Source organism: Pseudoxanthomonas sp. PXM01 (assembly GCF_014851815.1).
GTDB lineage: Bacteria > Pseudomonadota > Gammaproteobacteria > Xanthomonadales > Xanthomonadaceae > Pseudoxanthomonas_A.
The window spans coordinates 780,448-804,930 of record NZ_JACVAJ010000002.1 but is presented as its reverse complement, the minus strand read 5'-3'; the positions used below and the strand labels follow the sequence as shown (position 1 = coordinate 804,930).

Annotated in this window: 22 protein-coding genes, 1 other RNA gene and 2 pseudogenes; 21 read left to right on the top strand and 4 right to left on the bottom strand. The window is 69.1% G+C overall.

All coding sequences use genetic code 11. The features are described from left to right. Positions 1-15: 15 nt before the first annotated feature. The 4 genes from ribH to thiL are packed head-to-tail and all read left to right on the top strand — an operon-like array spanning position 16 to position 2,187. Positions 16-483: a 6,7-dimethyl-8-ribityllumazine synthase gene (ribH, locus tag IB230_RS13160; protein ID WP_192272886.1), complete on the top strand. Its 468-nt coding sequence runs from the start codon at positions 16-18 to the stop codon at positions 481-483. 22 nt (positions 484-505) lie between these two features. Next, positions 506-973, top strand: coding sequence for a transcription antitermination factor NusB (gene nusB, locus IB230_RS13155; RefSeq protein WP_343227318.1), 468 nt, complete (start codon positions 506-508; stop codon positions 971-973). Between the two features lies 1 nt (position 974). Then, complete coding sequence (locus IB230_RS13150; RefSeq protein WP_192272882.1) at positions 975-1,226, top strand: helix-hairpin-helix domain-containing protein; 252 nt, start codon at positions 975-977, stop codon at positions 1,224-1,226. Between the two features lie 7 nt (positions 1,227-1,233). Then, positions 1,234-2,187 (top strand): thiamine-phosphate kinase, encoded by a 954-nt coding sequence (gene thiL / locus IB230_RS13145; RefSeq protein WP_192272880.1) that lies wholly within the window; start codon positions 1,234-1,236, stop codon positions 2,185-2,187. Between the two features lie 35 nt (positions 2,188-2,222). On the opposite strand, the gene IB230_RS13140 is transcribed toward thiL, so the two are convergent. After that, positions 2,223-3,602 (bottom strand): FAD-linked oxidase C-terminal domain-containing protein, encoded by a 1,380-nt coding sequence (locus tag IB230_RS13140; protein WP_192272878.1) that lies wholly within the window; start codon positions 3,600-3,602, stop codon positions 2,223-2,225. Positions 3,603-3,835: 233 nt separating this feature from the next. On the opposite strand from IB230_RS13140, the gene IB230_RS13135 reads away from it, so the two are divergent. Next, positions 3,836-5,236: an FAD/NAD(P)-binding protein gene (locus IB230_RS13135; protein WP_192272876.1), complete on the top strand. Its 1,401-nt coding sequence runs from the start codon at positions 3,836-3,838 to the stop codon at positions 5,234-5,236. A 3-nt stretch (positions 5,237-5,239) separates the two neighbouring features. On the opposite strand, the gene IB230_RS13130 is transcribed toward IB230_RS13135, so the two are convergent. Then, on the bottom strand, positions 5,240-5,629 hold the full coding sequence (locus tag IB230_RS13130) for a YraN family protein (RefSeq protein WP_192272874.1): 390 nt from the start codon (positions 5,627-5,629) through the stop codon (positions 5,240-5,242). After that, a pseudogene (locus tag IB230_RS13125) lies at positions 5,619-6,884 on the bottom strand (penicillin-binding protein activator); the annotation flags it as partial. The pseudogene IB230_RS13125 and the gene IB230_RS13130, both read right to left, overlap by 11 nt. A 215-nt stretch (positions 6,885-7,099) precedes the next feature. Here IB230_RS13125 and rsmI point away from each other — a divergent pair. From rsmI to rnpB, 3 genes are all read left to right on the top strand, one after another. Then, positions 7,100-7,918, top strand: a complete 819-nt coding sequence (gene rsmI, locus IB230_RS13120) for a 16S rRNA (cytidine(1402)-2'-O)-methyltransferase (RefSeq protein ID WP_192272870.1) — start codon at positions 7,100-7,102, stop codon at positions 7,916-7,918. Between the two features lie 79 nt (positions 7,919-7,997). Beyond that, positions 7,998-8,495: a hypothetical protein gene (locus tag IB230_RS13115; RefSeq protein ID WP_192272868.1), complete on the top strand. Its 498-nt coding sequence runs from the start codon at positions 7,998-8,000 to the stop codon at positions 8,493-8,495. A 46-nt stretch (positions 8,496-8,541) separates the two neighbouring features. Next, positions 8,542-8,892: RNase P RNA component class A (gene rnpB, locus IB230_RS13110), an RNA gene on the top strand. Between the two features lie 213 nt (positions 8,893-9,105). Here the strand turns inward: rnpB and IB230_RS13105 are convergent. Beyond that, positions 9,106-9,876 (bottom strand): NRDE family protein, encoded by a 771-nt coding sequence (locus tag IB230_RS13105; protein ID WP_192272866.1) that lies wholly within the window; start codon positions 9,874-9,876, stop codon positions 9,106-9,108. Between the two features lie 295 nt (positions 9,877-10,171). Here IB230_RS13105 and mraZ point away from each other — a divergent pair, with 295 nt between their 5' ends. The 13 genes and pseudogenes from mraZ to ftsA all read left to right on the top strand — a co-directional run bounded on the left by mraZ (position 10,172) and on the right by ftsA (position 24,474). Continuing rightward, positions 10,172-10,642, top strand: a complete 471-nt coding sequence (gene mraZ, locus IB230_RS13100; RefSeq protein ID WP_192272864.1) for a division/cell wall cluster transcriptional repressor MraZ — start codon at positions 10,172-10,174, stop codon at positions 10,640-10,642. Continuing rightward, positions 10,639-11,607: a 16S rRNA (cytosine(1402)-N(4))-methyltransferase RsmH gene (rsmH, locus tag IB230_RS13095; RefSeq protein ID WP_343227317.1), complete on the top strand. Its 969-nt coding sequence runs from the start codon at positions 10,639-10,641 to the stop codon at positions 11,605-11,607. The genes mraZ and rsmH overlap by 4 nt, the downstream gene beginning before the upstream one ends. Then, on the top strand, positions 11,604-11,867 hold the full coding sequence (ftsL, locus tag IB230_RS13090; RefSeq protein ID WP_062357749.1) for a cell division protein FtsL: 264 nt from the start codon (positions 11,604-11,606) through the stop codon (positions 11,865-11,867). Before rsmH ends, ftsL begins: the two co-directional genes overlap by 4 nt. Beyond that, positions 11,864-13,573, top strand: a pseudogene (locus tag IB230_RS13085) (penicillin-binding transpeptidase domain-containing protein); the annotation flags it as partial. The gene ftsL and the pseudogene IB230_RS13085, both read left to right, overlap by 4 nt. A gap of 134 nt (positions 13,574-13,707) precedes the next feature. After that, positions 13,708-15,192 (top strand): UDP-N-acetylmuramoyl-L-alanyl-D-glutamate--2,6-diaminopimelate ligase, encoded by a 1,485-nt coding sequence (locus IB230_RS13080; RefSeq protein WP_192272860.1) that lies wholly within the window; start codon positions 13,708-13,710, stop codon positions 15,190-15,192. Continuing rightward, positions 15,189-16,568 carry a UDP-N-acetylmuramoyl-tripeptide--D-alanyl-D-alanine ligase gene (murF, locus tag IB230_RS13075; protein WP_192272858.1) on the top strand — a complete coding sequence of 460 codons (1,380 nt, stop codon included), beginning with the start codon at positions 15,189-15,191 and terminating at the stop codon, positions 16,566-16,568. Before IB230_RS13080 ends, murF begins: the two co-directional genes overlap by 4 nt. Beyond that, positions 16,558-17,643, top strand: coding sequence for a phospho-N-acetylmuramoyl-pentapeptide-transferase (gene mraY, locus IB230_RS13070; protein WP_192272856.1), 1,086 nt, complete (start codon positions 16,558-16,560; stop codon positions 17,641-17,643). Before murF ends, mraY begins: the two co-directional genes overlap by 11 nt. After that, positions 17,643-18,959, top strand: coding sequence for a putative lipid II flippase FtsW (ftsW, locus tag IB230_RS13065; RefSeq protein ID WP_192272854.1), 1,317 nt, complete (start codon positions 17,643-17,645; stop codon positions 18,957-18,959). The genes mraY and ftsW overlap by 1 nt, the downstream gene beginning before the upstream one ends. Then, on the top strand, positions 18,956-20,053 hold the full coding sequence (gene murG / locus IB230_RS13060) for an undecaprenyldiphospho-muramoylpentapeptide beta-N-acetylglucosaminyltransferase (RefSeq protein ID WP_225589509.1): 1,098 nt from the start codon (positions 18,956-18,958) through the stop codon (positions 20,051-20,053). The genes ftsW and murG overlap by 4 nt, the downstream gene beginning before the upstream one ends. Further along, positions 20,053-21,504, top strand: coding sequence for a UDP-N-acetylmuramate--L-alanine ligase (gene murC / locus IB230_RS13055; RefSeq protein ID WP_192273923.1), 1,452 nt, complete (start codon positions 20,053-20,055; stop codon positions 21,502-21,504). Before murG ends, murC begins: the two co-directional genes overlap by 1 nt. Further along, positions 21,501-22,460, top strand: coding sequence for a D-alanine--D-alanine ligase (locus tag IB230_RS13050; RefSeq protein WP_192272852.1), 960 nt, complete (start codon positions 21,501-21,503; stop codon positions 22,458-22,460). The genes murC and IB230_RS13050 overlap by 4 nt, the downstream gene beginning before the upstream one ends. Next, positions 22,460-23,242, top strand: a complete 783-nt coding sequence (locus IB230_RS13045) for a cell division protein FtsQ/DivIB (RefSeq protein ID WP_192272850.1) — start codon at positions 22,460-22,462, stop codon at positions 23,240-23,242. The genes IB230_RS13050 and IB230_RS13045 overlap by 1 nt, the downstream gene beginning before the upstream one ends. Beyond that, positions 23,239-24,474 carry a cell division protein FtsA gene (ftsA, locus tag IB230_RS13040; RefSeq protein WP_055940270.1) on the top strand — a complete coding sequence of 412 codons (1,236 nt, stop codon included), beginning with the start codon at positions 23,239-23,241 and terminating at the stop codon, positions 24,472-24,474. The genes IB230_RS13045 and ftsA overlap by 4 nt, the downstream gene beginning before the upstream one ends. Positions 24,475-24,483 lie beyond the last annotated feature (9 nt).

Sequence of the window (24,483 nt, the reverse complement as noted above, 5' to 3'; positions counted from 1 at the left end):
CCCAAGGAACCCGCCATGTCCCACTACGAAGGCGATCTGCGCGCGCCCGAAGGCGCCCGCTTCGCGATCATCGCCAGCCGCTGGAATCCGCGCATCACCGATGTGCTGGTGGCCGGTGCGCGGCAGAGCCTGGCCGGCAACGGCGTGGGCGAGGACGCGGTCGACGTGGTTCGGGTGCCCGGCGCGTGGGAGATCCCGCTGGTCGCCGCGCGCCTGGCCGCCTCGGGCGACCACGCCGCGGTGATCGCGCTGGGCTGCGTGATCCGGGGCGATACCCGCCATTACGAACACGTCGCCGACCGCTGTGCCGAGGGCCTGATGCGCGCGCAACTGGACACCGGCGTGCCGGTGCTGAACGGCGTGCTGGCGGTGGAACGCATCGAGGATGCCGAGGCGCGTGCCGGCGGTAGCCATGGCAACAAGGGCGAGGAAGCCGCACTGGCCGCCATCGAGATGGCCCAGCTGCTGGAACAGTTGCCGTAACCCAAAAATTGCAGGAGCCGACGTGAGCCGACAACAACATCCCCACCGCAAGGACGGCGTCGATCCGGTCACGCGCGCGCGCGCGCGCCGTCGTGCGCTGCAGGCTGTCTACGCGTGGCAGATGTCGGGCGGTGAAGTAGGCCAGGTGATCGCGCAGTTCGCGCACGAGCAGGCGCATGAGATCGCCGATCTCGAGTACTTCGAGGACCTGGTGCGTGGCGTGGTCCGCCATCGCGCCTCGCTGGACGAGGCGCTGCTGCCGTTCCTCGACCGCACGGTGGAGGAAGTCGATCCCATCGAGCGTGCGGTGCTGCGCATCGCCGCCTACGAACTGATCCATCGCCTCGACGTGCCGTACCGCGTGGTGCTGAACGAAGCCATCGAGACCGCCAAGCGCTTCGGTTCCGAACACGGTCATACCTACATCAACGGTGTGCTCGACCACGCTGCCGTCGAATGGCGGCCCGCCGAGGCGCAGGCGCGCCGCTGACGTGTCCGGCGGCGACGCACGCTTTCCCGCGGAAGAACGCGACGCCTTGCTCGCCGTGAAGGGCGTCGGCCCCACCGTCGTGCAGCGCCTGGAGCAGATGGGTATCGCCTCGCTGCGTCAGCTGGCCGCCGCCGAGCCGTCGGAGATCGTCGCCAGTGCCGCCGGTCTGACCGGGTCTTCCTGCTGGAAGAACAGCCCGCAGGCGCGCGCGGCGGTCCAGGCCGCCATCGATCTGGCGCGTTCGCGCGCCTGACCCGGCCATGGGCACCGGCGAGTTCGACCTGATCGCCCGTATCCGCGCCCGCGTGGGCACGCGCGGCGATGTAGTGCTCGGCATCGGCGACGACGCCGCGCTGCTGGCGCCGCCGCCGGGAAAGCAGCTTGTCGTCACCGCCGACACGTTGAACGACGGCATCCACTTCCCGCACGACACTGCCCCGGCCGACCTCGGTTGGAAGGCGCTGGCGGTGAACCTGTCCGATCTCGCCGCGATGGGCGCAGCGCCCACGTGGTGCACGCTGTCGCTGTCGTTGCCGCAGTCCGATGCGGCGTGGATCGATGGCTTCCTCGACGGTTTCCTCGACCTGGCGGCACGCCACGGCATCGCGCTGGTTGGCGGCGATACCACGCGCGGGCCGCTGTCGATTTCGGTGACCGCGATGGGGCTGGTGGAGCCCGGTGAGCCACTGCGCCGCGACGGTGCACGTATCGGCGACGACATCTGGGTTACCGGCACTCTGGGTGATGCGGCCGGCGGCCTCGCGTTGCTGGACCGTGCTTCTGGAGGCGCTTTGCGCGAACGGTTGGATCGGCCGACACCACGCGTGCTGGCGGGTCGCGCGCTGCGCGGCATCGCTTCCGCGTGCGTCGATGTCTCCGACGGCCTGCTGGCCGATCTCGGTCATATCGCCTTGTACAGCGGCGTGGGCGCGCGCGTCGATGTCGATGCACTGCCGGCATCGGATGCCTTGTGCGACGCCTTCGATGGGCCGACGCGGATAGCGCTGCAGGCGGGTGGCGGCGACGACTATGAGCTCTGTTTCACTGCGCCGGCCGATGCGCGCGCCCTCGTCGAGGCGGTGTCATCGAAACTCTGCCTGCGGATCACGCGCATCGGCCGCATCGTGGCGGATGAGGGCGTGCAGCCCGTGCGCACGGATGGCGAGCCATGGACGCCGCCGCGCCGTGGCTACGATCATTTTGTGACGTCCTGAGGCTGTAGCAGCGACGTGCGTCGCTCCTGCGAGGATCACCGCGGCGGCAGCACCTTGCCGGGATTGAGGATGCCGTCCGGATCGAGCGCCGCCTTTACCGCACGCATCGCGTCCAGCGTGGCCGCGTTGAATGCATCCGCCATGAAGTCGCGCTTGCTCAGGCCGATGCCGTGCTCGCCCGACAGTGTGCCGCCCAGCGCCAGCACCCGTGCGAACACCCTCGGCAGCGTCGTCTGGGCGCGTGCGGTTTCATCCGCGTCGCCGTCGTCGTACATGATGTTCACGTGCAGGTTGCCGTTGCCGGCGTGACCGAACACGACGATCGGCAATGCCGCCTCGTCCGACAGGACTTCCATGGCGGACACGAGATCCGGAATGCGCGAAACCGGCACCACCACGTCCTCGTTGATCTTGCCGGGCTTGATCGTGCGCAGCGCCGGCGACAGCGCGCGCCTCGCCGCCCACAGCCGGTCGTGCGCGGCACCGTCCGGTGCGACATCCAGCGCGAGCATGCCGTCACCCTCGGCCGCATCGGCCAACGCCTGCAGCGCATAAGGCAGCGTGTCCTCGTCGCCGTCGGCCTCGACCAGCAGCATCGCGCCGGCATCGGGCACGTCGCTGCCGTTGCGGCGGATCAGCGCGATCGCGCTGCGGTCCATGAATTCCAGCATCGCCGGTGTCGCCGGCCGCGCCATGATGCGCGACACCGCGGCCGCCGCGGTGGCCGCGTCGCGGTAGAGCACACGCAAGCCTGCCTGCGCACGCGGTCGCGCTGCCAGCTTCAGGGTCGCCTCGACGATGATCGCCAGCGTGCCCTCGCTGCCGACGATCAGGTGGGTGAGGTCGTAGCCGGTCGCGTCCTTGGTATACGCGCCACCGCAGCGGATCAGTTCGCCCGCACCGGTCACGGCGACCAGGCCGAGCACGTTGTCGCGCGCGGTGCCGTACTTCACGGCGCGCGGTCCACCCGCATTGGTGGCGAGATTGCCGCCCACGCTGCAGGCATCCGCGCTCGACGGGTCCGGTGGCCAGAACAGGCCGTGCGGCGCGAGTGCATGCTGCAGTTCGCCGTTCAGCACGCCCGGCTGCACTACCACGCAGCGGTCCGCGGCGCGGATATCGACGATGCGATCCATGCGCGCAAACGACACCACCACGCCGCCCGGCATCGGCACCGCCGCGCCGGTCGTGCCGGTGCCGGCGCCACGCGCGACGATCGGCACGCGATGCTCGCGGCATGCGCGAACGACGGCGACGACATCGTCCTGCGTTGATGGCAACGCGACGGCTGTCGGCATCACCCATCGCCGCGAATCGTCGCCACCGAAGGGACGGCAGGCCTCGCCGGTCAGCCAGCCGTCGCCGAGACGGATCGACATCGCATCATGCAGTGCGGGGGGCAGCGTTCCATCCATGCGGACATTGTACGGATCGTTCGCTCGCTGTCCTGCCCTGATACTGCGCCGGCATGTGCACATGCCGCTTCGCTATGTCCATCCGGGATCCCGTGTCAGCGCCGGTAAATCAACGTCTTCGCGCGCAGCGTGATCGTCCGGCTTCCCTTGTGCGTGTCGAGCTAACCGATTCCTTACATCCGCCCGAGACGCGGCTGCTAGAAATCGGCCGGCCCAATCGACCGGAGACATACATGCGCATCACCATCGTGGGAGCGGGTTTCAGCGGCAGCGTGCTGGCGACACAGCTGGCGTCGACGGAGGAAGGCGCACCGGAGGTGTGCCTGGTCGGCGTGGGCGATACCTTCGCGCGCGGCGTGGCGTACGGACAAGCGCGTCCGGAACACCTGCTCAACGTGCGTGCCGGCCTGTTGGGGACGCATCCCGACAGACCGGACGACTTCGCGACGTGGCTCAGCCTGGGGCCGCGCGGTCGCGACGAGTTCCTGCCGCGCGTCGCATACGGCGACTATCTGGCCGAACGCCTGCGTGAGGCGCATGAAGCCGCCGGCAATCTGTCGCTGATACGGCAGGAAGCCATCGCGATCACACGCGTCGGCGAGGGCTATCGCGTGCACCTGGACGATGGCGGCTACTTCGCCAGCGACCGCGTGGTGCTGGCGCTGGGTGCGTTGCCGCCGCAACGTCTGGCGGGCATCGGGCCGCGGCTCGCGCAGAGTCCGCGCTACATCGGTTGGCCCTGGCAGGACGATGCGCTGGAACGCATCGAGACGGACGCACGCGTGCTGATCGTCGGTACCGGGCTGACCATGGCCGACGTGGCGGCGACGCTGGCCGCACGCGGACATCGGGGCGGACTGACCGCGATCTCGCGCCATGGACTGTTGCCGCGCGCGCATGCTGCCGTGGCGGGACCGGCCATCGAACTGCCGCCGAGCATCCGCCAGGCGCTGGGCGGGCGCGACCTGCGTGCATTGCTCGCTGCCGTCCGTTCGCTCGTCCATGTCGCGCCGGACTGGCGCAGCGTGGTGGACGGCCTGCGGCCGCACACGCAGGCGTTCTGGCGCAGCCTGCCCGACGCGCAGCGCGCGCGGTTCCTGCGCCACCTGCGATCGCACTGGGAAGTGGCGCGGCACCGCATCGCACCGCGCGTCGCCGAGGTGATCGAGGGGCTGCAGGCGAGCGGGCAGCTGCAGGTGCGTGCCGCGCGCCTGCTGCGCGCCGGCCTGCGCGCGCAAGGTGCGGAAGTGCTGCTGCGCGGGCGTGGTGAGGAGCAGGCGGATGTGGCGCAGTACGACTACGTCATCCGCGCCACCGGGTTGGATACCGACATCGTGCGCACGACGCATCCGCTGGTGTCGCACCTGGTCGAAGCGGGCCTGCTGGTGTCCGATCCGCATGGCCTGGGTGCCGAGGTCGGCGACGACCTGCAGGTACTCGATCGTCATGGTGCACCAGTGCGCGGGCTCTACTGCCTCGGGCCGCTGCTGCGTGGGCATCTGTGGGAAATCACCGCCGTCCCCGAACTGCGCACGGCGGCGGCCGCGCTGGCGTCAACGCTGAGGGCAGGGACGTCGTCATCGCAGCGCCGGCACGGGCTCGCGCGCGAACTGCTGCTGTCGGCCGGGCTGTAGCGGTCACACCTCGTCCGCGCGGAAGGCGTCGCGGATCCACTCGAGCCGGGGCGAAGCGGGATCGCCCTGTGCATCCACCACGTCAAAGCGGCACGGCGCGTCGGCGAGCGCCGGATGGTCCTGCAGGAAGCGTTGCGCCGCGTGCACCAGGCGGCGGCGCTTGCCGACGTCGACGGACGCCGCGCCGCCGCCGAACGCTTGCGACTGGCGATAACGCACTTCGACGAACACGACCGTCGACGCACCGGGCCGGCGGGCATCCTGCATCACCAGGTCGAGTTCGCCGCCGCGGTAGTTCGCGTTGGTGGCGAGCTCGGTCAGGCCTTCCCGCCGCAGCAGATCGCGCGCGGCGACTTCGACGGCGTGCCCGCGGGCGCGCCGGTCAACCGCCATCCGCGATGGGGGCAGGGCGGCCAGCGGTGAAGGTCGACCACGACGGCGTGCGCACCACGTTGCCGAAGCCGTCCAGCTGCAGGCGGCCGGTGGCGCCGCGCAACTCGGTGTTGGCGCCCAACGCCAGCTTCTCGAGATACGCGGTCAGCAGCCAGGCGTCGTAGCCGAACGCGAACAGGCGCGCGGCCGGACCGCGCGCGGTCGGCACGCGCTCGCCGGTGACGCTGGCGGCGGGCAGGGCCGGCACGCCACGCGAGGTCCAGGCTTCGGTCGGGAACGCGATGCCATCCAGTGCCATGTCTTCTTCGGGTTTTCCGGTGCCCGAGGTCAGCTGCGAGGTGCCCACGCGCGTCTTGCCGCCCAGGCCGGCCAGCGCCAGCTGCGGCGTCAGCGCGCGCGCGGTGTTTCCGCGGACCGCCAGGAACACCGCATCGGCGCCCTCCTGCGCGGCGGTGGCGAGCACGGCCGACAGATCGCCCGGGACATCCTGCACGCGGATCACGCGCGTGACCTTGCCGCCGCGTTCGGCGAAACGTTCGGCGAACGCCTGCGAGGCGCGGCGTCCGTTGTCGTCGCTGCCTTCGATGACGAGCGCCGTCCGCCGCTCGCGCGCGAACAGATACTCCGCTGCGGCCAGACCGTCGTCTTCGGGCGCCAGCGAGAAACCGGCGTTGCCCTCCGGCACGGCCACCGTGCCGCGGTTGAGCACCAGCAGCGGGGTGGCCAGCTGCGGTTGCTGGAACAGTGCGCTCACCTCGTCGCGACCGAGCGGACCGATCACGAAGTCGGCGCCCTCGGCGGTGGCGCGCGCATAGGCGGCGGTCGCGCCGGCGGCCGTGCCGGTGGTGTCGTAGAACTGGATGTCGGGGCGGCGGCGGCGTTCGCCGTAGTAACCCGCGAGCAGCCCGTCACGCACGGGCGCGGCGGCGGTGGCGAGGTTGCCCGACAGGGGCAGCAGCACGGCCAGCTTCACCGGCGGCCGGTAGCCGTCGGACTCGGCAGGCGGGCGATTGGCGGTATCGAAGCGCCATTGCGTGCCGCGATCGAACGGACGCGGCAGCGGCAGGCCGCGGCGTTGCAGCGCACGGCCGGCGAAGTTGTACAGCGGGTCGCCCGCGGGCAGGGCGGCGGCATCGCGGGTGAGGGTGGCGTCGTCCAGCGTGGCCAGCAGGCGGTCGATTTCGCGTGCGTTGTCGCTGCGCGCCTGGCCGGTGAGGGCGGCATCCTGGCGGGCCAGCGTCGCGGCACTGGCGAACGCCGGCGCAAAACGCGCCGCCGAGGGGGTGGGACCTGCGCCCGGCGTGGTCGCGCAGCTGGCCAGAAAGGCGACCAGCAGCAGGGCCACCAGGGTCCGGGCGGGACGGATGCGTGCAGAAAGCGTGCGGGCGACAGGCAGGTCCAAGGGCATCGTCGGTGTTCAGGCAGGGGAACCGGCTACGATTCTACCCCCAGCCACCGAGCCCCACTGGAATGCCAGCCGGAACCCTGTTCATCGTCGCCACCCCGATCGGCAACCTGGGCGACCTGACGCCGCGCGCGCTGGAGACCCTGCGGGGCGTGGCGGCGATCTGTGCGGAGGACACCCGCCGCAGCGGCCAGCTGATGTCGCACTTCGGCGTGTCCACGCCGCTGCTGGCCTTGCACGAGCACAACGAGGATGCCTTGTCGCAGCGCGTGGTCGAGCGCCTGCTGGCCGGCGAATCGCTGGCTCTGGTCAGCGACGCCGGCACCCCCCTGGTCAGCGATCCCGGCTTCCGCCTGGTCCGCGCGGCGCGCGCTGCGGGCATCAAGGTCAGTCCGCTGCCGGGTGCCTGTGCTGCCATCGCCGCGCTCAGCGTGGCGGGGCTGCCCAGCGACCGGTTCACCTTCGAAGGCTTCCTGCCAGCGAAAGCCTCCGCGCGGCGGGAGCAGCTGCAGCGACTGGCCGGCGAGACACGCACGCTGGTGTTCTACGAGTCCTCGCACCGTATCGCCGAATCGCTGGCCGACATGCGCGCGGCCTTCGGCGACGACCGTCCGGCCGTGCTGGCACGCGAGCTGACCAAGCTGTTCGAGACCGTCCTCGACGGCACGCTGGCGGACCTGCAGCAGCGCGTCGAGGCCGACGACAACCAGCGCAAGGGCGAGTTCGTGGTGATGGTGCAGGGCGCCGGCGACGACCTGGATGCGCGGCTGGTCGAAGGTCGCCGCGTCTACGCCCTGCTCAACGAGCATTTGCCACCATCGGCGGCCGCCAAGCTCGCCGCCGAGATCACCGGCGCGCCGCGCAAGGCGTTGTACGGAAGTTGATCGATCATCGCGCCACGGTGGCATGTCCGTCGTTTCATCCTCTGCGCCGTCGCCGTGTCGGTTGCAGGATCCACCGGGGATGCGCAGGGTGAAAAAATCGGCTTGGTTGTTGATGTGTTGCGGGCTGGCATCGGTGCCGCATGTCCGCGCCGAGTGGGTGCGGACGATGCCTGACCAGGCGGATTCGCAGCAGGTGGATACCGGCACCCTCGAGTTGTCCGAGGGGGAATGGCGAGCATGGACCCGTTCACCCTTCGTGATCGCGCGGGATTTTCCGGCGGGCACCCGACTTCCCGAGGTCGGTGTCACCGAGACCAGGATGGGGGTTCGTTGTAATGCTCATGGCATCGTGATGCGGGCGCTCGCGCTTCGCCTGCGCGATGGGGACGGCAGGGTGATCCATGAGGAGGCCGAGCCGTCCTCGCTGGCGGAGCGCTTGCCGCCTGTGACCGTGGGCTACGGCAGCAGCACACCCCGGCTGATATGCGCCGCCGGACTGTCTCGACAGTTGGGGCGGACGCTGCGCTGGCCGGTGGGCGCAGCGGAGGTACGGGAGTGGGTCGATACGCTCGAGTGAGGCGCCAGTCCGGTTCCGCGGATCGCCGTGCGACAATACCCATGGCGGAGTCGGCCAGACAGTCGCGTCATTGGAAACGATGCCGAGGAAAGTCCGGGCTCCACAGGGCACGGTGCCAGGTAACGCCTGGGCGGCGCGAGCCGACGGAAAGTGCAACAGAAAGATACCGCCGAACGGTTCTTCGGAATGCGTGGCAAGGGTGAAATGGTGCGGTAAGAGCGCACCGCGAGTCCGGCAACGGACCGGCACGGCAAACCCCACCGGGAGCAAGACCAAATAGGGAGGCTATGCTGCGGCCCGCAGTGTCTCCGGGTAGGTTGCTTGAGCGTAACGGTGACGTTGCGCCTAGAGGAATGACTGTCCACGACAGAACCCGGCTTACCGGCCGGCTCCGCCGCCAACTGCATCGCGCGACGCGCGATGCAGCTCCCAAAGTTCGCTGCGCGAACTTCGGGCCCCGGGCCGTCGCTGCCACACCCCCATTCGCACCGTTGATGCGAATTGCCCCCTGACTCAGGGGGCTGGTGAAGCGCAGTTCGGATATCTCTTGAGGGTTTTTGTGGGAGCGACGTAAGTCGCGATCACCGACTTTCAGCTGCAGAGCAGCTGGCTACGCCCAAGCCCCGATCCGCAGCGTCGTCTCTCCCTCGAACACCCCCTCCGGCCCGAATCTCCGCTCGCTGATCCAGCCATGCCCCGCATGGTCGATGGCGATCAGCGTGCTGGCGCGCGTCCCGTAGCGGTCGCCGCGGATGAAGGCGGGCGACAACATGCGTTCGAGGTCGATGCCGACGCCCGTATCGGGCAGGCGATCGTCGGGCGCCTGCGTCTCGTCCGCCAGCGCCTGCCAGAGCGGCGACACGTCTTCATCGTCCGAGGTCAGCCAGCCAGCCAGGCGCTGCTTCAGCGCCATCGTCTTCGGCCAGGGTTCGTCGAGGTCGCCATTGGAAAGACCGTGCACGCCCGGGGCGAGCGAGAGCCGGCGGGGCGTGGGGTAGTTGCTGAGGTACTCGCAATCCTCCGCATCGGCCAGCAGCAGGTTGAAGGGGGCGAAGACCTCGGCGGCTACCAGCAGGCCGGTGGCGCGATGGTCGGCGCTGTCGGGCGATTGCAGGAACCCCGCCGCCAGCTGGCCGCGGGACGGGGCGCCCGGCACCTGGATGGCCGGGTCGCGCACGTTGGTCACCACCGCCATTCGGCCGCCGGCGTCCACGCCGGCCCAGGTTCCGCCCGACTGCAGGTCCTGCCCCGCCATCAGATCCGGCGACGCCACCCAATGGGCGAGCGGGGCGGTGGGGCGGCCGTGGAACTCGTCGCGATTGCCGGCCAGCAGCAGGCGCCAGCGTGGGTGGACTTTCCAGGCGAGGGCGACAAGGCACATGGGCCGATTCTGGGCCCCCGGTTTGCGCAGTTCCACTCCTGCCGACGCGCCCACGCCAGCGTTCATGTGAAACGACGGTCACCTCACTGAATCATTCCTCAATCTCAAAATTTGAGACGAAACAGCAACTTGTGGATAAGGCTTGAACAAGTCTCTGAAGTTTGCTGCAAGCCATTGATCCGCCAAGTGATTTCAGGTCGTTCTTCCTGTTGACAACCCTGTGCGCGCTGCTAAGGTGGGCAACAGAGGGAAAACCGGGTTTTCAGTGGTTTTTCGTGGTTCAATTGATCGCTCAATGAGCGTCGGGAAGGCAGGGGCTGTGTTTCAGGGTGAGACCGCCATCACAGTGGACGACAAGGGACGGCTCGCGGTGCCCACCGCGTACCGCGACCTCGTCGCGCGCGAGTGCGGCAACCGCCTGGTGATCACCTACAACCCGTTCGAAGGCGGCAGCCTGTACCTGTACCCCGAGAAGGTCTGGCAGCGCGTCCGCGACGACGTCAGCAAGCTGCCCAGCACCCAGAAGGCGCACCGCAGCCTGCAGCTGAAGCTCATCGGCGCGGCATCGCCGGTCGAACTGGACGGCAACGGGCGCATCAGCATCCCGGCCAGCCATCGCAGCGCGGTGGGCATCGAGAAGAAGGCCGTGCTGCTGGGCATGGGCGAGAAATTCGAACTCTGGAGCGAGCAGGCGCACCACGCGCAGATCCGTCAGACCCTCACTGACGACGATCTGAGCGCACACATGCTCGAGCTGCGCTTGTGAGCACCGGTGACGGCAAGCGGCAGTCCGCGCCGGCCGGTCACCTCCCAGCGCTGCACTTGCCGGTGTTGTACACGCAGGTCATGGAAGGGCTGCAGGTGAAAGAGGACGGAACATACCTGGACGGCACCTTCGGGCGCGGAGGCCACGCGCGCGGCGTGCTGCAACAACTCGGCCCGGGAGGCCGGCTGCTGTTGATGGACAAGGATCCCGACGCGATCGCGCATGCCGAACAGACGTTCGCGGGCGATGCGCGCGTGTCGATCTTCCGCGGCAGCTTCGCTTCGCTCGCGCAGTGGAGCGAAACGGCCGCAGGCCTCGACGGCGTGCTGCTGGACTTGGGCGTGTCGTCGCCGCAACTCGACGTGGCTGAGCGCGGTTTCAGCTTCGGCAAGGACGGCCCGCTCGACATGCGCATGGATCCGGAGTCCGGTGAAAGCGCCGCCGCGTGGATCGCGCGCGCCGACGAGCGCGAGATCGCCGACGTGCTGTGGACCTACGGCGAGGAGAAGCAGAGTCGCCGCATTGCGCGCGCCATTGTCGCGCGTCGTGCCACCCAGCCGTTCACCCGCACCGGTGACCTCGCCGCCGTGATCGCGTCGGTGATGCCGCGCGGCGAGAAGATTCACCCGGCCACGCGCAGCTTCCAGGGCATCCGCATCCACATCAATCGCGAACTGGCCGACCTTGAAGCCGGGCTGGACGCGGCGCTGGCGCGACTGAAGGTCGGTGGTCGGCTGGCGGTGATCAGCTTCCATTCGCTGGAAGACCGTATCGTCAAGCAGTTCATCAACAAGCACGCCAAGGCACCGCCGGCCAATCGCCGCCTGCCGGTGGCGATCGACTTCACCCCCACGCTGCGCGCCATCGGTAGTGGGCAGAAGGGTGAGGCCGACGAGATTTCGTCCAACCCGCGCGCCCGCAGCGCCGTGCTGCGCGTGGCGGAAAAGCTGGAGGTGGCCGCATGAGCCGCTTCCTGATCATTGTGCTGGTGCTGGCCAACATCGCCTCGGCGATCGGCGTGGTCTACGCGCGCCATCGTCATCGCGTGCTGTTCGACGAAGTGACGCGGCTGGAACGCGCGCGCGATGAGCTGAACGTCGAGTTCGGCCGGCTGCAGCTCGAACAGGCCACGGTCGCCGAGGCCACGCGCATCGACCAGGTCGCGCGCGTGCGCCTGGGCATGAAGTCCCCGGAAGCGGCCGACGTGGTGGTGATCCGCCCATGAACACCGCGCCCGCCAAGAACCGCAACCGTGCCCGCTTCAACCTGCGCGGCCGCCTGGCGCTGGTGCTCGGCGCGATGGGCCTGTGCTCGGTCAGCCTGGTCGGTCGTGCGGCCTACGTGCAGCTGATCAACCACGATTTCTACCAGCGGCAGGGCGATGCACGCTTCCTGCGCGAGATTCCGATTCCGACCTCGCGCGGCATGATCACCGACCGCAACGGCGAGCCGGTGGCCGTGTCGTCGCCGGTGGAATCGGTGTGGGGCAATCCACAGGAACTGCTGAAGACCCCGGATCGCCTGCCCGAGCTGGCGCAGGCGCTGGGCGTGCCGCTGGACCATCTGACCAATCGCCTGTCGCAGAAGGCCGACAAGGAGTTCCTGTACCTCAAGCGCCGGATCAATCCGGACGAGGCGCAGAAGATCCTTGCGCACAAGATTCCCGGTGTGTTCTCACAGCGCGAGTTCCGCCGTTTCTATCCGCAGGGGCCGGCGATGGCCCACGTGCTGGGCTTCACCAACATCGACGACCGCGGCCAGGAAGGGCTGGAACTGGCCTTCGACGAATGGCTCAGCGGCACGCCGGGCGCGCAGAAGGTGATCCGCGACAACCGCGGCCGCATCGTCGAGAACGTCGACCTGGTCCGCTCCGCGCAGCCGGGCAAGGATCTGACGCTCAGCATCGACCGCCGCATCCAGTACCTGGCGCACCGGGAATTGCGCAATGCGCTGCTCGAGCACCAGGCCAGCAGCGGGTCCATCGTGATCATGGACGTGGCCACGGGCGAAGTGCTGGCGATGGTCAACCTGCCGACCTACAACCCCAACGCGATCGACCGGGTGAAGCCGGATGCGCGCCGCAACCGCGCGCTGACCGACATGATCGAGCCGGGCTCGACCATGAAGCCGCTGACGGTATCGACGGCCTTGAAGGCCGGCGTGGTCACGCCGTCGACGCTGGTCAACACCAATCCCGGCTACATGGCGCTGAACAGCCGCTACACCATCCGCGATGTGCCGCGGAACAACGGCGTGCTGACCGTCACCGGCGTCATCACCAAGAGCTCCAACATCGGCTCGATCAAGATCGCCGAGAAGCTGCCTAACGCCTACTTCTACGAGAGCATCCACAGCTTCGGCTATGGCCAGAAGCCGGGTAGCGGCTTTCCGGGCGAGTCCGCCGGCATGCTGGCGCCACCGGATCGCTGGAACGGCCTGCAGAAGGCGACGATGTCGTACGGCTATGGCCTGGCGGTGACGCCGTTGCAGATCGCGCGCGCGTATTCGGCGCTGGGCAACGGAGGCAAGCTGGTGACGCCCACGTTCGTGAAGGGCCAGCGTGGCGAAGCGCCGCAGGTGCTGGATCCGGCGATCGCGCACGAAGTCGTTGGCATGATGGAAACCGTGGTCACCCAGGGCGGCGCCAAGCGTGCCGGTGTGCTCGGCTACCGCGTGGCCGGCAAGACGGGTACGGCGCGCATCGCCTCGGGCGGCGGCTACGCGAAGGGCCGCTACGCCTCGTTCTTCGCCGGTCTGGTGCCGGCCAGCAATCCGCGCTTCGCCGCCGTCGTGGTGATCAACGATTCGCAGGAAGGCGGCTACTACGGCGGCCTGGTGGCGGCGCCCGTGTTCCATGACGTCATGGACGGAACGTTGCGCCTGATGGACGTGCCGCCGGACGACATCGAGTCCTGGCTCGCCGCACAGGCCAAGAACACGCACAAGCCCGGCGTGGCCGCGCCGGCTGCCGTGCCGACCCCCATCGCCGATGACGTCATCGACACGACGGACCCGTCCGCGTTCGATGCGCCGCAGGCCGCACTGCCGGCGACGGGGGCGACGCGATGAGGCGGATGATGGCGCTCGCCGAACTGCTGCCGGACGTCGACGTGCCGCGCGACATCGTCGTGCGCGGACTGACGCTGGACAGCCGCAGCGTGCAGTCCGGCGATGCCTTCGTCGCCATCGCCGGTTTCGGCGCGCACGGCCTGAACTTCGCCGCGCAGGCGAAGGAAAACGGCGCCAGTGCGATCCTGTTCGAGCCGCCGGTGCCGGATGGACTGGAGGCGCCGCGCGATGCGATCGCCGTGCCGGGCCTGCGCGCGCGCATGGGCACGATGGCGGACCGCTTCCATGCGGCGCCGTCGCACGACATGAAGATGGTCGGCGTCACCGGCACCAACGGCAAGACCTCGACGGTGCAGTTGCTCGCGCAGGCCTGGCACCTGCGCGGCGTCCGCTGCGCGACCGTCGGCACGCTGGGCGCGGGCATGTACGGCGAAGTGGTGCCGACCGGCTTCACCACGCCGCTGGTGCTGCAGATGCACGCGCTGCTGGCGCAGTTCCGCGACGCCGGCGCCAAGGCCGTCGCGATGGAAGTCAGCTCGCATGCGCTGGACCAGGGCCGTGTGGACGCCGTGCACTTCGATGTCGGCGTGTTCACCAACCTCACGCGCGACCACCTGGACTACCACGGCGACATGGAGCGCTACGGTGCCGCCAAGTCGCTGCTGTTCTCGCGCGACGGTCTGAAGGCCGGCGTCGTGAACCTCGACGATGCCTACGGACGCGAGCTGTTCGGACGGCTGCCGCATGGCCTGCAGCGCATCGGCGTGAGCTCGCGCGGGCAGGGCGAAGCGGCCGTGCGTGCGGATGCGCTGCGGCTTGACGGCAGCGGCATCGCCTTCGACCTGGGCATCGGCGAGGACTCGCAGCCGGTGCAGTCGCGCCTGCTGGGCCGCTTCAACGTGGACAACCTGCTGGCGGTGGCTGGCGTGCTGCATGCGCTGGGCGACACGACCGCCGAGATCGCGCGCACGCTGTCGCGGCTGGCGCCCATCCATGGCCGGATGAACCGGCTCGGTGGCGATGCCGACGCGTCCGGCAATCGTCGCCCGCTGGTCGTCATCGACTACGCGCATACGCCGGATGCACTGGAGCAGGCGTTGGCCAGCCTGCGCGACCACGTGCAGGGCCGGCTGTTCTGCGTGTTCGGCTGCGGCGGCGATCGCGATACCGGCAAGCGTCCGCAGATGGCCGCCATCGCCGAGCGTCTGGCGGATGTGGTGCTGGTCACCGACGACAATCCGCGCACCGAGGATGGCGACCGCATCGTCGCCGACATCATGGCCGGCTTCGCGAAGCCCGACGCGATCCTCGTGCAGCGCGACCGCGCACAGGCGATCGCGCAGGCGGTGGCGCAGGCCGGACCCGACGACATCGTGCTGGTGGCCGGCAAGGGCCACGAGCCGTACCAGGAAATCCACGGCGTGAAACACCCGTTCGACGACACCGCCGTCGCCCGGCAGGCACTGGAGGACCGTCGATGAAGCGGCTTCCCCTTTCCCTGCTGGCGCACTGGGCGGGCGGTGAACTGATCGGCGACGACCTGGTGATCGGTTCGCTGACCCATGACACCCGCACGCTGGTGCCGGGCAGTCTGTACGTCGCGCTGCGCGGCGAGCGTTTCGATGGCCACGATTTCGCCTACGACGCCTCCATGCGCGGCGCCGCCGCGGTGCTGGTCGACCATGAAGTGAAGGTCGATGTACCGCAGGTGGTGGTGCCGGACACGCAACTGGCGCTGGCGCGGATCGCCGCGGGCCTGCAGCGCGACCGTGTCGAGAAGGCGGTCGCCATCACCGGCAGCAACGGCAAGACCACGGTGAAGACGCTGGTGGTGTCGATCCTGCAGCGTGCGGGCGTCACCTACTTCAATCCCGGCAACCGCAACAACGAGATCGGCCTGCCGATGGCCGTCATCGACGGTCCGGACGATGCCGACTTCTCGGTCTACGAGATGGGTGCGGGCAAGCCGGGCGATATCGCCTATCTGACCGACATCGTCACGCCGGAAGTCGCGCTGGTGAACAACATCGCGGCCGCGCATCTCGAGCGTATGGGCTCGCTGATGGGCGTGGCCGAAACCAAGGGCGCCATCTACGAGGCGTTGCCGGCCGACGGCACCGCGGTGATCAACGCCGACGATGCTTTCGCCGAATACTTCGCGAGCCGCGTGCCGGATCGCCGCATCCTGCGCTTCGGCCTGGACGCGACCGCCGACCTGACCGCGCGCGATATCCGCGCGACGGCGGACGGCTCGGATTTCGTGCTGGTGGCGCCGCATGGCGAAGTCGCCGTCGAACTGCAGCTGCCGGGCCGCCACAACGTACTCAATGCACTGGCTGCGGCCGGCATCGCGATGGCCTGCGGCGTGTCGCTGGCGATCATCGCCGACGGCCTGTCGGCTGCGCAGCCGGTCGCCGGTCGCCAGGTCGCGCGCACGCTGCCGAATGGTGCGGTGGTGATCGACGACAGCTACAACGCCAATCCCGGCTCGCTGATCGCCGCCATCGACACGCTCGCGGCTGCCAGCAGGCAGGTGGGTGGCGAGGGCTGGCTGGTGCTGGGCGACATGCGCGAGCTGGGTGCCGACGAACAGGCGCTGCACGCCGAGATGGGCGCCCGCGCGAAGGCCGCCGGCCTGCGTCGCCTCTACACGCTGGGCCCGCTCAGCGCCGCCGCCGCCGCCGCCTTCGGCGAAGGCGCGCATTCATTCCAAGACCACGCCTCGCTGGCCGACGCCCTGCGCGCCGACTTGCGGGCCGGCGTGCGCTGTCTGGTCAAGGGTTCGCGCGGCAGCGCGATGGACCGGATCGTCGCCGCCCTGCTGTCCACCGGGGAGGACGCATCGCATGTTGCTTGAACTGGCTCGCTGGCTGCAGAGCCTGGAAAACTTCTTCGGCCTGTTCGGCTACCTGACGTTCCGCGGCATCCTGGCCGCGCTGACGTCGTTGGCGCTGTCGCTGTGGCTGGGGCCGGCGGTGATCCGCAAGCTCGGCCAGCTGAAGGGTGGCCAGCCGATCCGCAAGGACGGCCCGCAGTCGCACTTCTCCAAGGCCGGCACGCCGACGATGGGCGGCGCGCTGATCCTGATGACGGTGCTGCTGTCCGTGCTGCTGTGGGGCGACCTGCGCAACAAGTACGTGTGGGTGGTGCTGCTGGTGATGCTGACCTTCGGCGCCATCGGCTGGTACGACGACTGGATCAAGATCGTCAAGCGCGATCCCAATGGCCTGAAGTCGCGCTGGAAATACCTGCTGCAGTCGATCTTCGGCCTGGCGGCCGGCCTCTACCTGTACCTGTACGCCGATGTGCCCGCGGCCACCACGTTCTACGTGCCGTTCTTCAAGTCGATCGCGTTGCCGCTGGCGGGCATCGGCTTCGTGGCCATCGCGTACTTCTGGATCGTCGGATTCTCCAACGCCGTGAACCTGACCGACGGACTGGATGGTCTGGCGATCATGCCGACCGTGCTGGTGGCCTGTGCGCTGGGCGTGTTCGCCTATGCCTCGGGCAACGCGGTGTTCTCCAACTACCTGCAGATCCCGCCGGTGCCGGGCGCGGGCGAGCTGACCATCATCTGCGCGGCGATCGCCGGCGCGGGCCTGGGCTTCCTGTGGTTCAACACCTATCCGGCCATGGTGTTCATGGGCGACATCGGCGCGCTAGCGCTGGGCGCCGTGCTGGGCACCATCGCGGTGATCGTGCGCCAGGAACTGGTGCTGGTGATCATGGGCGGCATCTTCGTCATCGAGACGCTGTCGGTGATGATCCAGGTGGCGTCGTTCAAGCTGACCGGCAAGCGCGTGTTCCGCATGGCGCCGATCCACCACCACTTCGAACTGAAGGGCTGGCCCGAGCCGCGCGTGATCGTGCGCTTCTGGATCATCTCCGTCGTGCTGGTCCTGATCGGCCTGGCCACGTTGAAGGTGCGCTGATGAACGACACGCCGCGCCAGGCCACGCGACTGGAAGCCATCGGGGGCCGCTTCGACCCGTGGCTGCTCGGCGCCATGCTGGCGCTGGCGTCGTTGGGCGTGGTGATGGTGGCGTCGGCGTCGATCTACCAGCACGGCAATCCGTTCTACTACCTGATCCGCCACGGCATGTTCCTGGTGGCCGGCGCCGGCCTGGCGTGGTGGGTGACGCGCACCGAGCTGAAGAGCATCGAGGCGCGCAACCATCTGCTGCTGCTCGGCTGCGTGGTGCTGCTGCTGATGGTGTTCGTGCCCGGCCTGGGCGTCAGCGTCAAGGGCGCGCACCGCTGGATCAACCTGGGCGTGTCGAACTTCCAGGTGGTCGAAGTGGTGAAGGTGTTCTTCATCGTCTGGCTGGCCAGCTACCTGGTGCGCTTCCGCGATGAAGTGAATGCCACCTGGGCGGCGATGCTGAAGCCGCTGGGCGTGGTGGTGCTGCTGGTCGTGCTGCTGTTGCTGCAGCCCGACTTCGGTTCGTCCTCGCTGCTGCTGGCGATCACCGCCGGCATGCTGGTGCTGGGTGGCGTGAACATGCCGCGCATGTTCGGCCCGGTGCTGGTGGGGCTGCCGATCCTCGCCATCGTCGCGATCGCCGAGCCCTATCGCATGCGCCGTCTGACGTCGTTCTCGGATCCGTGGGCGGATCCGTTCGGCAGCGGCTACCAGCTGACCAACGCGCTGATGGCCATCGGCCGCGGCGAGTGGGGCGGCATCGGCCTGGGCGGCTCGGTGCTGAAGCTCAACTACCTGCCGGAAGTGCATACCGACTTCATCTTCTCCGTGATCGGCGAGGAACTCGGCTTCACCGGCGTCTGCCTGGTGGTGGCGCTGTACGCGCTGCTGGTCGGCCGCGCCTTCGTCATCGGTCTGCGTTGCGTGGAGATGCGCCGCCACTTCGCCGGCTACGTCGCCTTCGGTGTGGCGCTGTGGATCGGTATGCAGAGCTTCGTGTCGATGGGCGTGAACCTGGGGCTGTTGCCGACCAAGGGCCTGACCCTGCCGCTGATTTCCTCCGGTGGCTCCAGCATCCTCATGACCTGCGTGGCGATGGGCCTGCTGCTGCGCGTGTCCTATGAACTGGAGCGCACGCAGCGCCAGGTCGCGCTGCGCGGCGAAGCCATTCAGGGCGCCGGCGATGCGCCGCGCGTGCCGACCGACCCGCGCCCGGCGCCGGCTGCATCGGCAACGGCAACGGCAACGGCATCGTTGTCGCAGACGCTGCGTGGCACCGGCCGCCCGCACCAGCGCATCGAGCCGACCTTCGAGAGGTTGGCATGAGCGCGACGATGGCGGCTCCCGTGATGATCATGGCCGGCGGTACCGGCGGCCACATCTTTCCTGCGCTGGCCGTGGCCAAGGTGCTGCGCACGCGCGGCGTGCCGGTCGTCTGGCTGGGCGCGGATGGCGCCATGGAAACGCGGCTGGTGCCGCAGCACGACATTCCGCTGGACACGCTTGCGATCACCGGCCTGCGCGGCAAGGGCACACTGGCGCTGCTCGGCGCACCCGTGCGCGTGCTGCGTGCGATCCGCGCTGCCGGCTTCGTGCTGCGTCGTCGCGCGCCGCGGGCAGTGGTCAGTTTCGGCGGCTTCGCCTCGGGACCGGGCGGCGTGGCCGCGCGGCTGATGGGACTGCCGTTGCTGGTGCACGAACAGAACCGCGCTGCCGGCTTCACCAACCGCGTGCTGGCCAAGGTCGCGCGCCGGATCATGTCGGGCTTCCCCGGCGCGTTCCCGGGCCGCGAGGATGTGGTCGGCAATCCGGTGCGCGACGAGATCGCGGCGGTCGCACCGCCGGCATCACGCCTTGCCGGTCGCGAAGGCCCGCTGCGCCTGCTGGTGCTGGGCGGCAGCCAGGGCGCCCGCGCCTTGAACATGGCCGTGCCGCGTGCGCTGGCCGCACTCCCGGCAGGCAGCATCGACGTGCGCCACCAGTGCGGTGAGAAGCTGCGCGACGAAGCCGCGAAGGCGTACACGGATGCGGGCGTGACCGCGAGCGTGGAGGCTTTCATCACCGACATGGCCGCGGCCTACGCGTGGGCGGACCTGGTGGTCTGCCGCGCCGGCGCGTCGACGCTGGCCGAACTGTGTGCAGTCGGTGTCGGCAGCGTGCTGGTGCCGTTCCCGCAGGCCGTCGACGACCACCAGACCCGCAATGCCGAATACCTGGTCGAACGCGACGCGGCCGTGCTGCTGAAGCAGGACGACATGCTCGCCGACGCGTTGGCCGCCACGCTGCGTCGCCTGATCAACGACGCAGGCGCACGCCTGTCGATGGCGGAAGCGGCGCGCACGCTGGCAAAACCCGATGCGGCCGACCGCATCGCCGACATCATTCTCGAGGAAGCAGTCAAGATGAGGACGCAGGCATGATGATGGCCGCCGCACGCGAGCGCCGCCTGCAGCACACCGGCAACCTGGCCCAGGCATTCCGCCGGGTCCACTTCGTCGGCATCGGCGGCTCGGGCATGAGCGGCATCGCCGAAGTGCTGTGCACGCTGGGCTACGAAGTCTCCGGTTCGGACAATGCCGACAACGCGTCGACCCGCCGCCTGGCGTCGCTGGGCGCGCGCGTGATGCGCGGGCACAACGCCTCCAACGTGCTCGGCACCGACTGCGTGGTCGTCTCCAGCGCCATCAAGCACGACAACCCCGAACTGATGGAAGCGCGCAGCCAGCGCATTCCGATCGTGCCGCGTGCGGCGATGCTGGCCGAGCTGATGCGCTTCCGCCGCGGCATCGCCGTGGCCGGCACGCACGGCAAGACCACCACCACCAGCCTGGCCGCGGCCGTGCTGAGCGAGGGCGGGCTCGACCCGACCTTTGTCATTGGCGGCCAGTTGCTCGCCGCCGGCGCGAACGCCAAGCTCGGCGATGGCCAGTGGCTGGTGGCCGAAGCCGACGAGAGCGACGGCAGCTTCCTGCGCCTGAACCCGCTGATCTCCATCGTCACCAACATCGATGCCGATCATCTGGAGAATTACGGCAACGACTTCGAGCGGGTCAAGGCCGCGTTCGCCGAATTCCTGCAGCGCCTGCCGTTCTACGGACTGGCAGTGCTGTGCATCGACGATCCGGAGGTCGCCGCCATCGCGGCCGATACGCCGCGCCACGTGATGAGCTACGGCTTCGCTGAAAACGCCGACGTGCGTGCCGAGGATGTCGAGCAGGAAGGCGGCCGCATGCACTTCACGCTGCGCCTGCCCGAGGACGCCAGCATCCGCGTCAGCCTGGCGCTGCCGGGTCGCCACAACGTGCAGAACGCGCTGGCCGCCGCCGCCATCGGCTGGCAGCTCGGCGTTTCGCCGGAGAACATCGCCGCCGCGCTGGAGAAGTTCGCCGGCATCGGTCGCCGCTTCAACGACCTCGGTGAGATCGCCACGCCGCAGGGTGCGCGTGTGCAGCTGGTCGACGACTACGGCCATCATCCGAAGGAGCTCGCCGCGGTGTTCGCCGCCGCGCGCGGCGGCTGGCCGCACAAGCGGCTGGTGGTCGCCTTCCAGCCGCATCGCTACAGCCGTACCCGAGACCAGTTCGATGCGTTCGCCGCCGTGCTGTCGGAAGTCGACGCGCTGGTGCTGAGTGAGGTGTACCCGGCCGGTGAACAGCCGATCGCCGGTGCCGATGCCAAGTCGCTGGCCCGCGCGATCCGCGCACGCGGCCGCAACGAGCCCGTGGTGGTCAGCCAGGTCAGCGACCTGGTCGACGTGCTGCCGGATGTCCTGCAGGACGGCGATCTGCTGCTGCTGATGGGCGCCGGCGATATCGGTCACATGTCGCAGCACCTCGCGGCGCACGGTTTCGCCGCGAAGGATTCCGCATGAACGCGATCACTGTACCGCCGCTGCGCTTCATCGACGCCTCGCGTTTCGGTCGTGTCGCCGTGCTGCTGGGTGGCGTGTCCAGCGAACGCGAGGTGTCGCTGAACTCGGGGCAGAACGTGCTCGACGCGCTGCTTGCGCGCGGCGTGCAGGCGTTCGCGGTGGACGGCGTGCCGGCCCTGGTCGAAGCGATCCGCGCTGGCAAGGTCGATCGCGTGTTCAACATCATGCATGGTGGCGACGGCGAGAACGGCGTGCTGCAGGGCCTGCTGCAGTCGCTCGGCGTGCCGTACACCGGCCCCGGCGTGCTGGGTTCCGCGCTGACGATGGACAAGATCCGTACCAAGCAGGTGTGGCAGGCCGCCGGCCTGCCGACCGCCAGCTTCGTGCGCATCGCGCCGGGCGACGATCTGGCGGCTGCGGTGCGTTCCCTCGGTTTCCCGGTGTTCGTGAAGCCATCGGCGGAAGGCTCCAGCGTCGGCGTGTTCCAGATCCAGGGCGAAGACGACCTGGCGCCGGCCGCCGCGTTCGCCTCGTCGTATCCCGGCGAACTGTTGGCCGAGCAGATGCTGACCGGTGGCGAGTTCACCGTCGCCATCCTCGGCGACCTGGCGTTGCCGTCGGTGCGTATCGTGCCGGCGACGGGCTGGTACGACTACCACGCCAAGTACATCGCCGAGGACACGCAGTATCTGTGCCCCGGTCTGGAGGATGCCGGCGATGAAGCGCAGATCCGTGCGCTGGCGCTGGCCGGTTTCCGCGCCGCGGGCTGCAGCGGCTGGGGTCGCGTGGACGTGATGCGTCACGCCGACGGCCGTTTCCTGCTGATGGAAGTGAACACCGCGCCGGGCATGACCAGCCATTCGCTGGTGCCGAAGGAAGCGGCACAGGTCGGCATCGGGTTCGAAGAACTGTGCTGGCGCATCCTCGAGCAGACGGTGCCGGAGGTGGCGGGCTGATGAACGCCGCCCTGCGCATCCTGACCTGGCTGATCGCGCTGGCGCTGGTCGCGCTGCCGGTCGTGGCCGTGGTCAACGGCTGGATCGGCGCCGATCGGTGGCCGCTGTCCCGCCTGCGTGTGCAGGGCGAACTCGCGCGTGTGGACGCTTCGCAGCTGCAGGCGACGGTGCTGCCCTACGCGCGTCGCGGCTTCTTCGCCGTGCGCCTGGAGGATGCCAAGCACGCGGTCGAGAAGCTGCCGTGGGTGGAGCGCGCGGAAGTTCGCAAGCGCTGGCCGGACGTGCTGGAAGTCCGCATCACCGAGCACAAGCCGTTCGCACGCTGGGGCGACGACAAGCTGCTGTCCGAGCATGGCCGCCTGTTCCCGATGCCGAAGGAACTCGCCGGCCTGGCGCTGCCGCAGCTCGGTGGTCCCGAGTCGCAGGTGCAGGAAGTCACCGCGCTCTACAACGAGTCGCGCCAGCTGTTCGCACCCATGGGCCTGGACGTCACCACGCTGGTGATGGACGCCCGCGGCAGCTGGTCGCTGCTGCTGGGCAATGGCACGCAGGTGGTGGTGGGGCGCGCCGATGCGCGACCGCGCCTCGGCCGCTTCGCACGGATGCTGCCGCAGCTGCTTGCTGCACAGGCACAGCCTTTGGTGCGTGCCGATCTGCGCTACACCAACGGCTTCGCGCTCAGCTGGGGCGAAGCGCCAAAGGCGCCGCCGCCGGCTTCAACACCGACTCCATTGCCTGCGCCGATCGCGGTTGCAGGTCGTCTTCTGCAGGGCACTACATGAATCGCAAGGGTGACAAATCGCTGATCGTCGGACTGGATATCGGCACGTCCAAGGTGACGGCGCTGGTCGGCGAATACGCACCGGGCAATCCGATCGAAGTGATCGGCATCGGCTCGCACGAGTCGCGCGGTCTCAAGCGCGGCGTCGTCGTGGACATCGAATCCACCGTGCAGTCGATCCAGCGCGCGATCGAGGAAGCCGAGCTGATGGCCGGCTGCGAGATCCGCTCCGTCTATGCGTCGATCTCGGGCAACCACGTGCAGTGCCGCAACTCGCCCGGCATCGTGCCGATCCGCGACGGCGAAGTGACCTGGGGCGATCTTGATCGCGTGCTGGAAGCCGCCAAGGCGGTCGCGATCCCGGCCGACCAGAAGATCCTCCATGCCATCCCGCGCGAGTACAAGCTGGACAACTCGCAGGAAGGCATCCGCAACCCGGTCGGCATGACCGGCGTGCGCTTGGAAGTGGACGCGCACCTGGTGTTCTGCGCGCAGTCCGCCGCTGCCAACATCAGCAAGTGCGTGCAGCGCTGCGGGCTGCAGATCGACGACCTGATCTTCTCGTCGCTGGCCTCCAGCGTCGCCGTGCTGACCAGCGACGAGCGCGAGCTCGGCGTGGTGCTGGTCGACATGGGCGCGGGCACCACCGACCTGGCGGTGTTCGTGCAGGGCGCGATCTGCCACACCGCGTCGCTGCCGATCGCCGGCGACCAGGTGACCAACGACATCGCGCACATGCTGCGCACGCCGACGCCGGAAGCCGAGCAGATCAAGGTGCGCTACGCCTGCGCGCTCGCCCAGCTGGCGACGGCGGAAGAGAGCATCCAGGTGCCCAGCGTCGGCGACCGTCCGCCGCGTCGCCTGCCGCGCCATGCGCTGGCGCAGGCCGTGCAGCAGCGCTACGAGGAAATCTTCGAAATGGTGCAGGCCGAACTGCGCCGCTCCGGTTTCGAGGAGCGCGTGCGCGCCGGCATGGTGCTGACCGGCGGCGCCGCGAAGATGGAAGGCGTGGTCGAACTGGCCGAAGAAATGCTGCAGATGCCCGTGCGCGTCGGCATCCCGCAGCACGTCACCGGCCTGGGCGAAGTGGTTGGCAATCCGGTGCATGCCACCGGCGTCGGCCTGCTGCTGATGGGCAGCCAGATCGAACACCCCCGGCGTCCGTCGTTGCCCACGGGCAAGGCGGGCAGCTGGTTCAAGAAACTGCAGAACTGGTATCGCGGCGAGTTCTGAGTGAGGCGA

Coding starts and splice junctions, on each gene's coding strand:
- ribH (WP_192272886.1), top strand. CDS start 16: ATGTCCCACTACGAAGGCGATCTGCGCGCGCCCGAAGGCGCCCGCTTC.
- thiL (WP_192272880.1), top strand. CDS start 1,234: ATGGGCACCGGCGAGTTCGACCTGATCGCCCGTATCCGCGCCCGCGTG.
- IB230_RS13140 (WP_192272878.1), bottom strand. CDS start 3,602: ATGGATGGAACGCTGCCCCCCGCACTGCATGATGCGATGTCGATCCGT.
- IB230_RS13135 (WP_192272876.1), top strand. CDS start 3,836: ATGCGCATCACCATCGTGGGAGCGGGTTTCAGCGGCAGCGTGCTGGCG.
- IB230_RS13130 (WP_192272874.1), bottom strand. CDS start 5,629: ATGGCGGTTGACCGGCGCGCCCGCGGGCACGCCGTCGAAGTCGCCGCG.
- rsmI (WP_192272870.1), top strand. CDS start 7,100: ATGCCAGCCGGAACCCTGTTCATCGTCGCCACCCCGATCGGCAACCTG.
- IB230_RS13115 (WP_192272868.1), top strand. CDS start 7,998: ATGCGCAGGGTGAAAAAATCGGCTTGGTTGTTGATGTGTTGCGGGCTG.
- IB230_RS13105 (WP_192272866.1), bottom strand. CDS start 9,876: ATGTGCCTTGTCGCCCTCGCCTGGAAAGTCCACCCACGCTGGCGCCTG.
- mraZ (WP_192272864.1), top strand. CDS start 10,172: ATGAGCGTCGGGAAGGCAGGGGCTGTGTTTCAGGGTGAGACCGCCATC.
- ftsL (WP_062357749.1), top strand. CDS start 11,604: ATGAGCCGCTTCCTGATCATTGTGCTGGTGCTGGCCAACATCGCCTCG.
- IB230_RS13080 (WP_192272860.1), top strand. CDS start 13,708: ATGAGGCGGATGATGGCGCTCGCCGAACTGCTGCCGGACGTCGACGTG.
- murF (WP_192272858.1), top strand. CDS start 15,189: ATGAAGCGGCTTCCCCTTTCCCTGCTGGCGCACTGGGCGGGCGGTGAA.
- mraY (WP_192272856.1), top strand. CDS start 16,558: ATGTTGCTTGAACTGGCTCGCTGGCTGCAGAGCCTGGAAAACTTCTTC.
- ftsW (WP_192272854.1), top strand. CDS start 17,643: ATGAACGACACGCCGCGCCAGGCCACGCGACTGGAAGCCATCGGGGGC.
- murG (WP_225589509.1), top strand. CDS start 18,956: ATGAGCGCGACGATGGCGGCTCCCGTGATGATCATGGCCGGCGGTACC.
- murC (WP_192273923.1), top strand. CDS start 20,053: ATGATGGCCGCCGCACGCGAGCGCCGCCTGCAGCACACCGGCAACCTG.
- IB230_RS13050 (WP_192272852.1), top strand. CDS start 21,501: ATGAACGCGATCACTGTACCGCCGCTGCGCTTCATCGACGCCTCGCGT.
- IB230_RS13045 (WP_192272850.1), top strand. CDS start 22,460: ATGAACGCCGCCCTGCGCATCCTGACCTGGCTGATCGCGCTGGCGCTG.
- ftsA (WP_055940270.1), top strand. CDS start 23,239: ATGAATCGCAAGGGTGACAAATCGCTGATCGTCGGACTGGATATCGGC.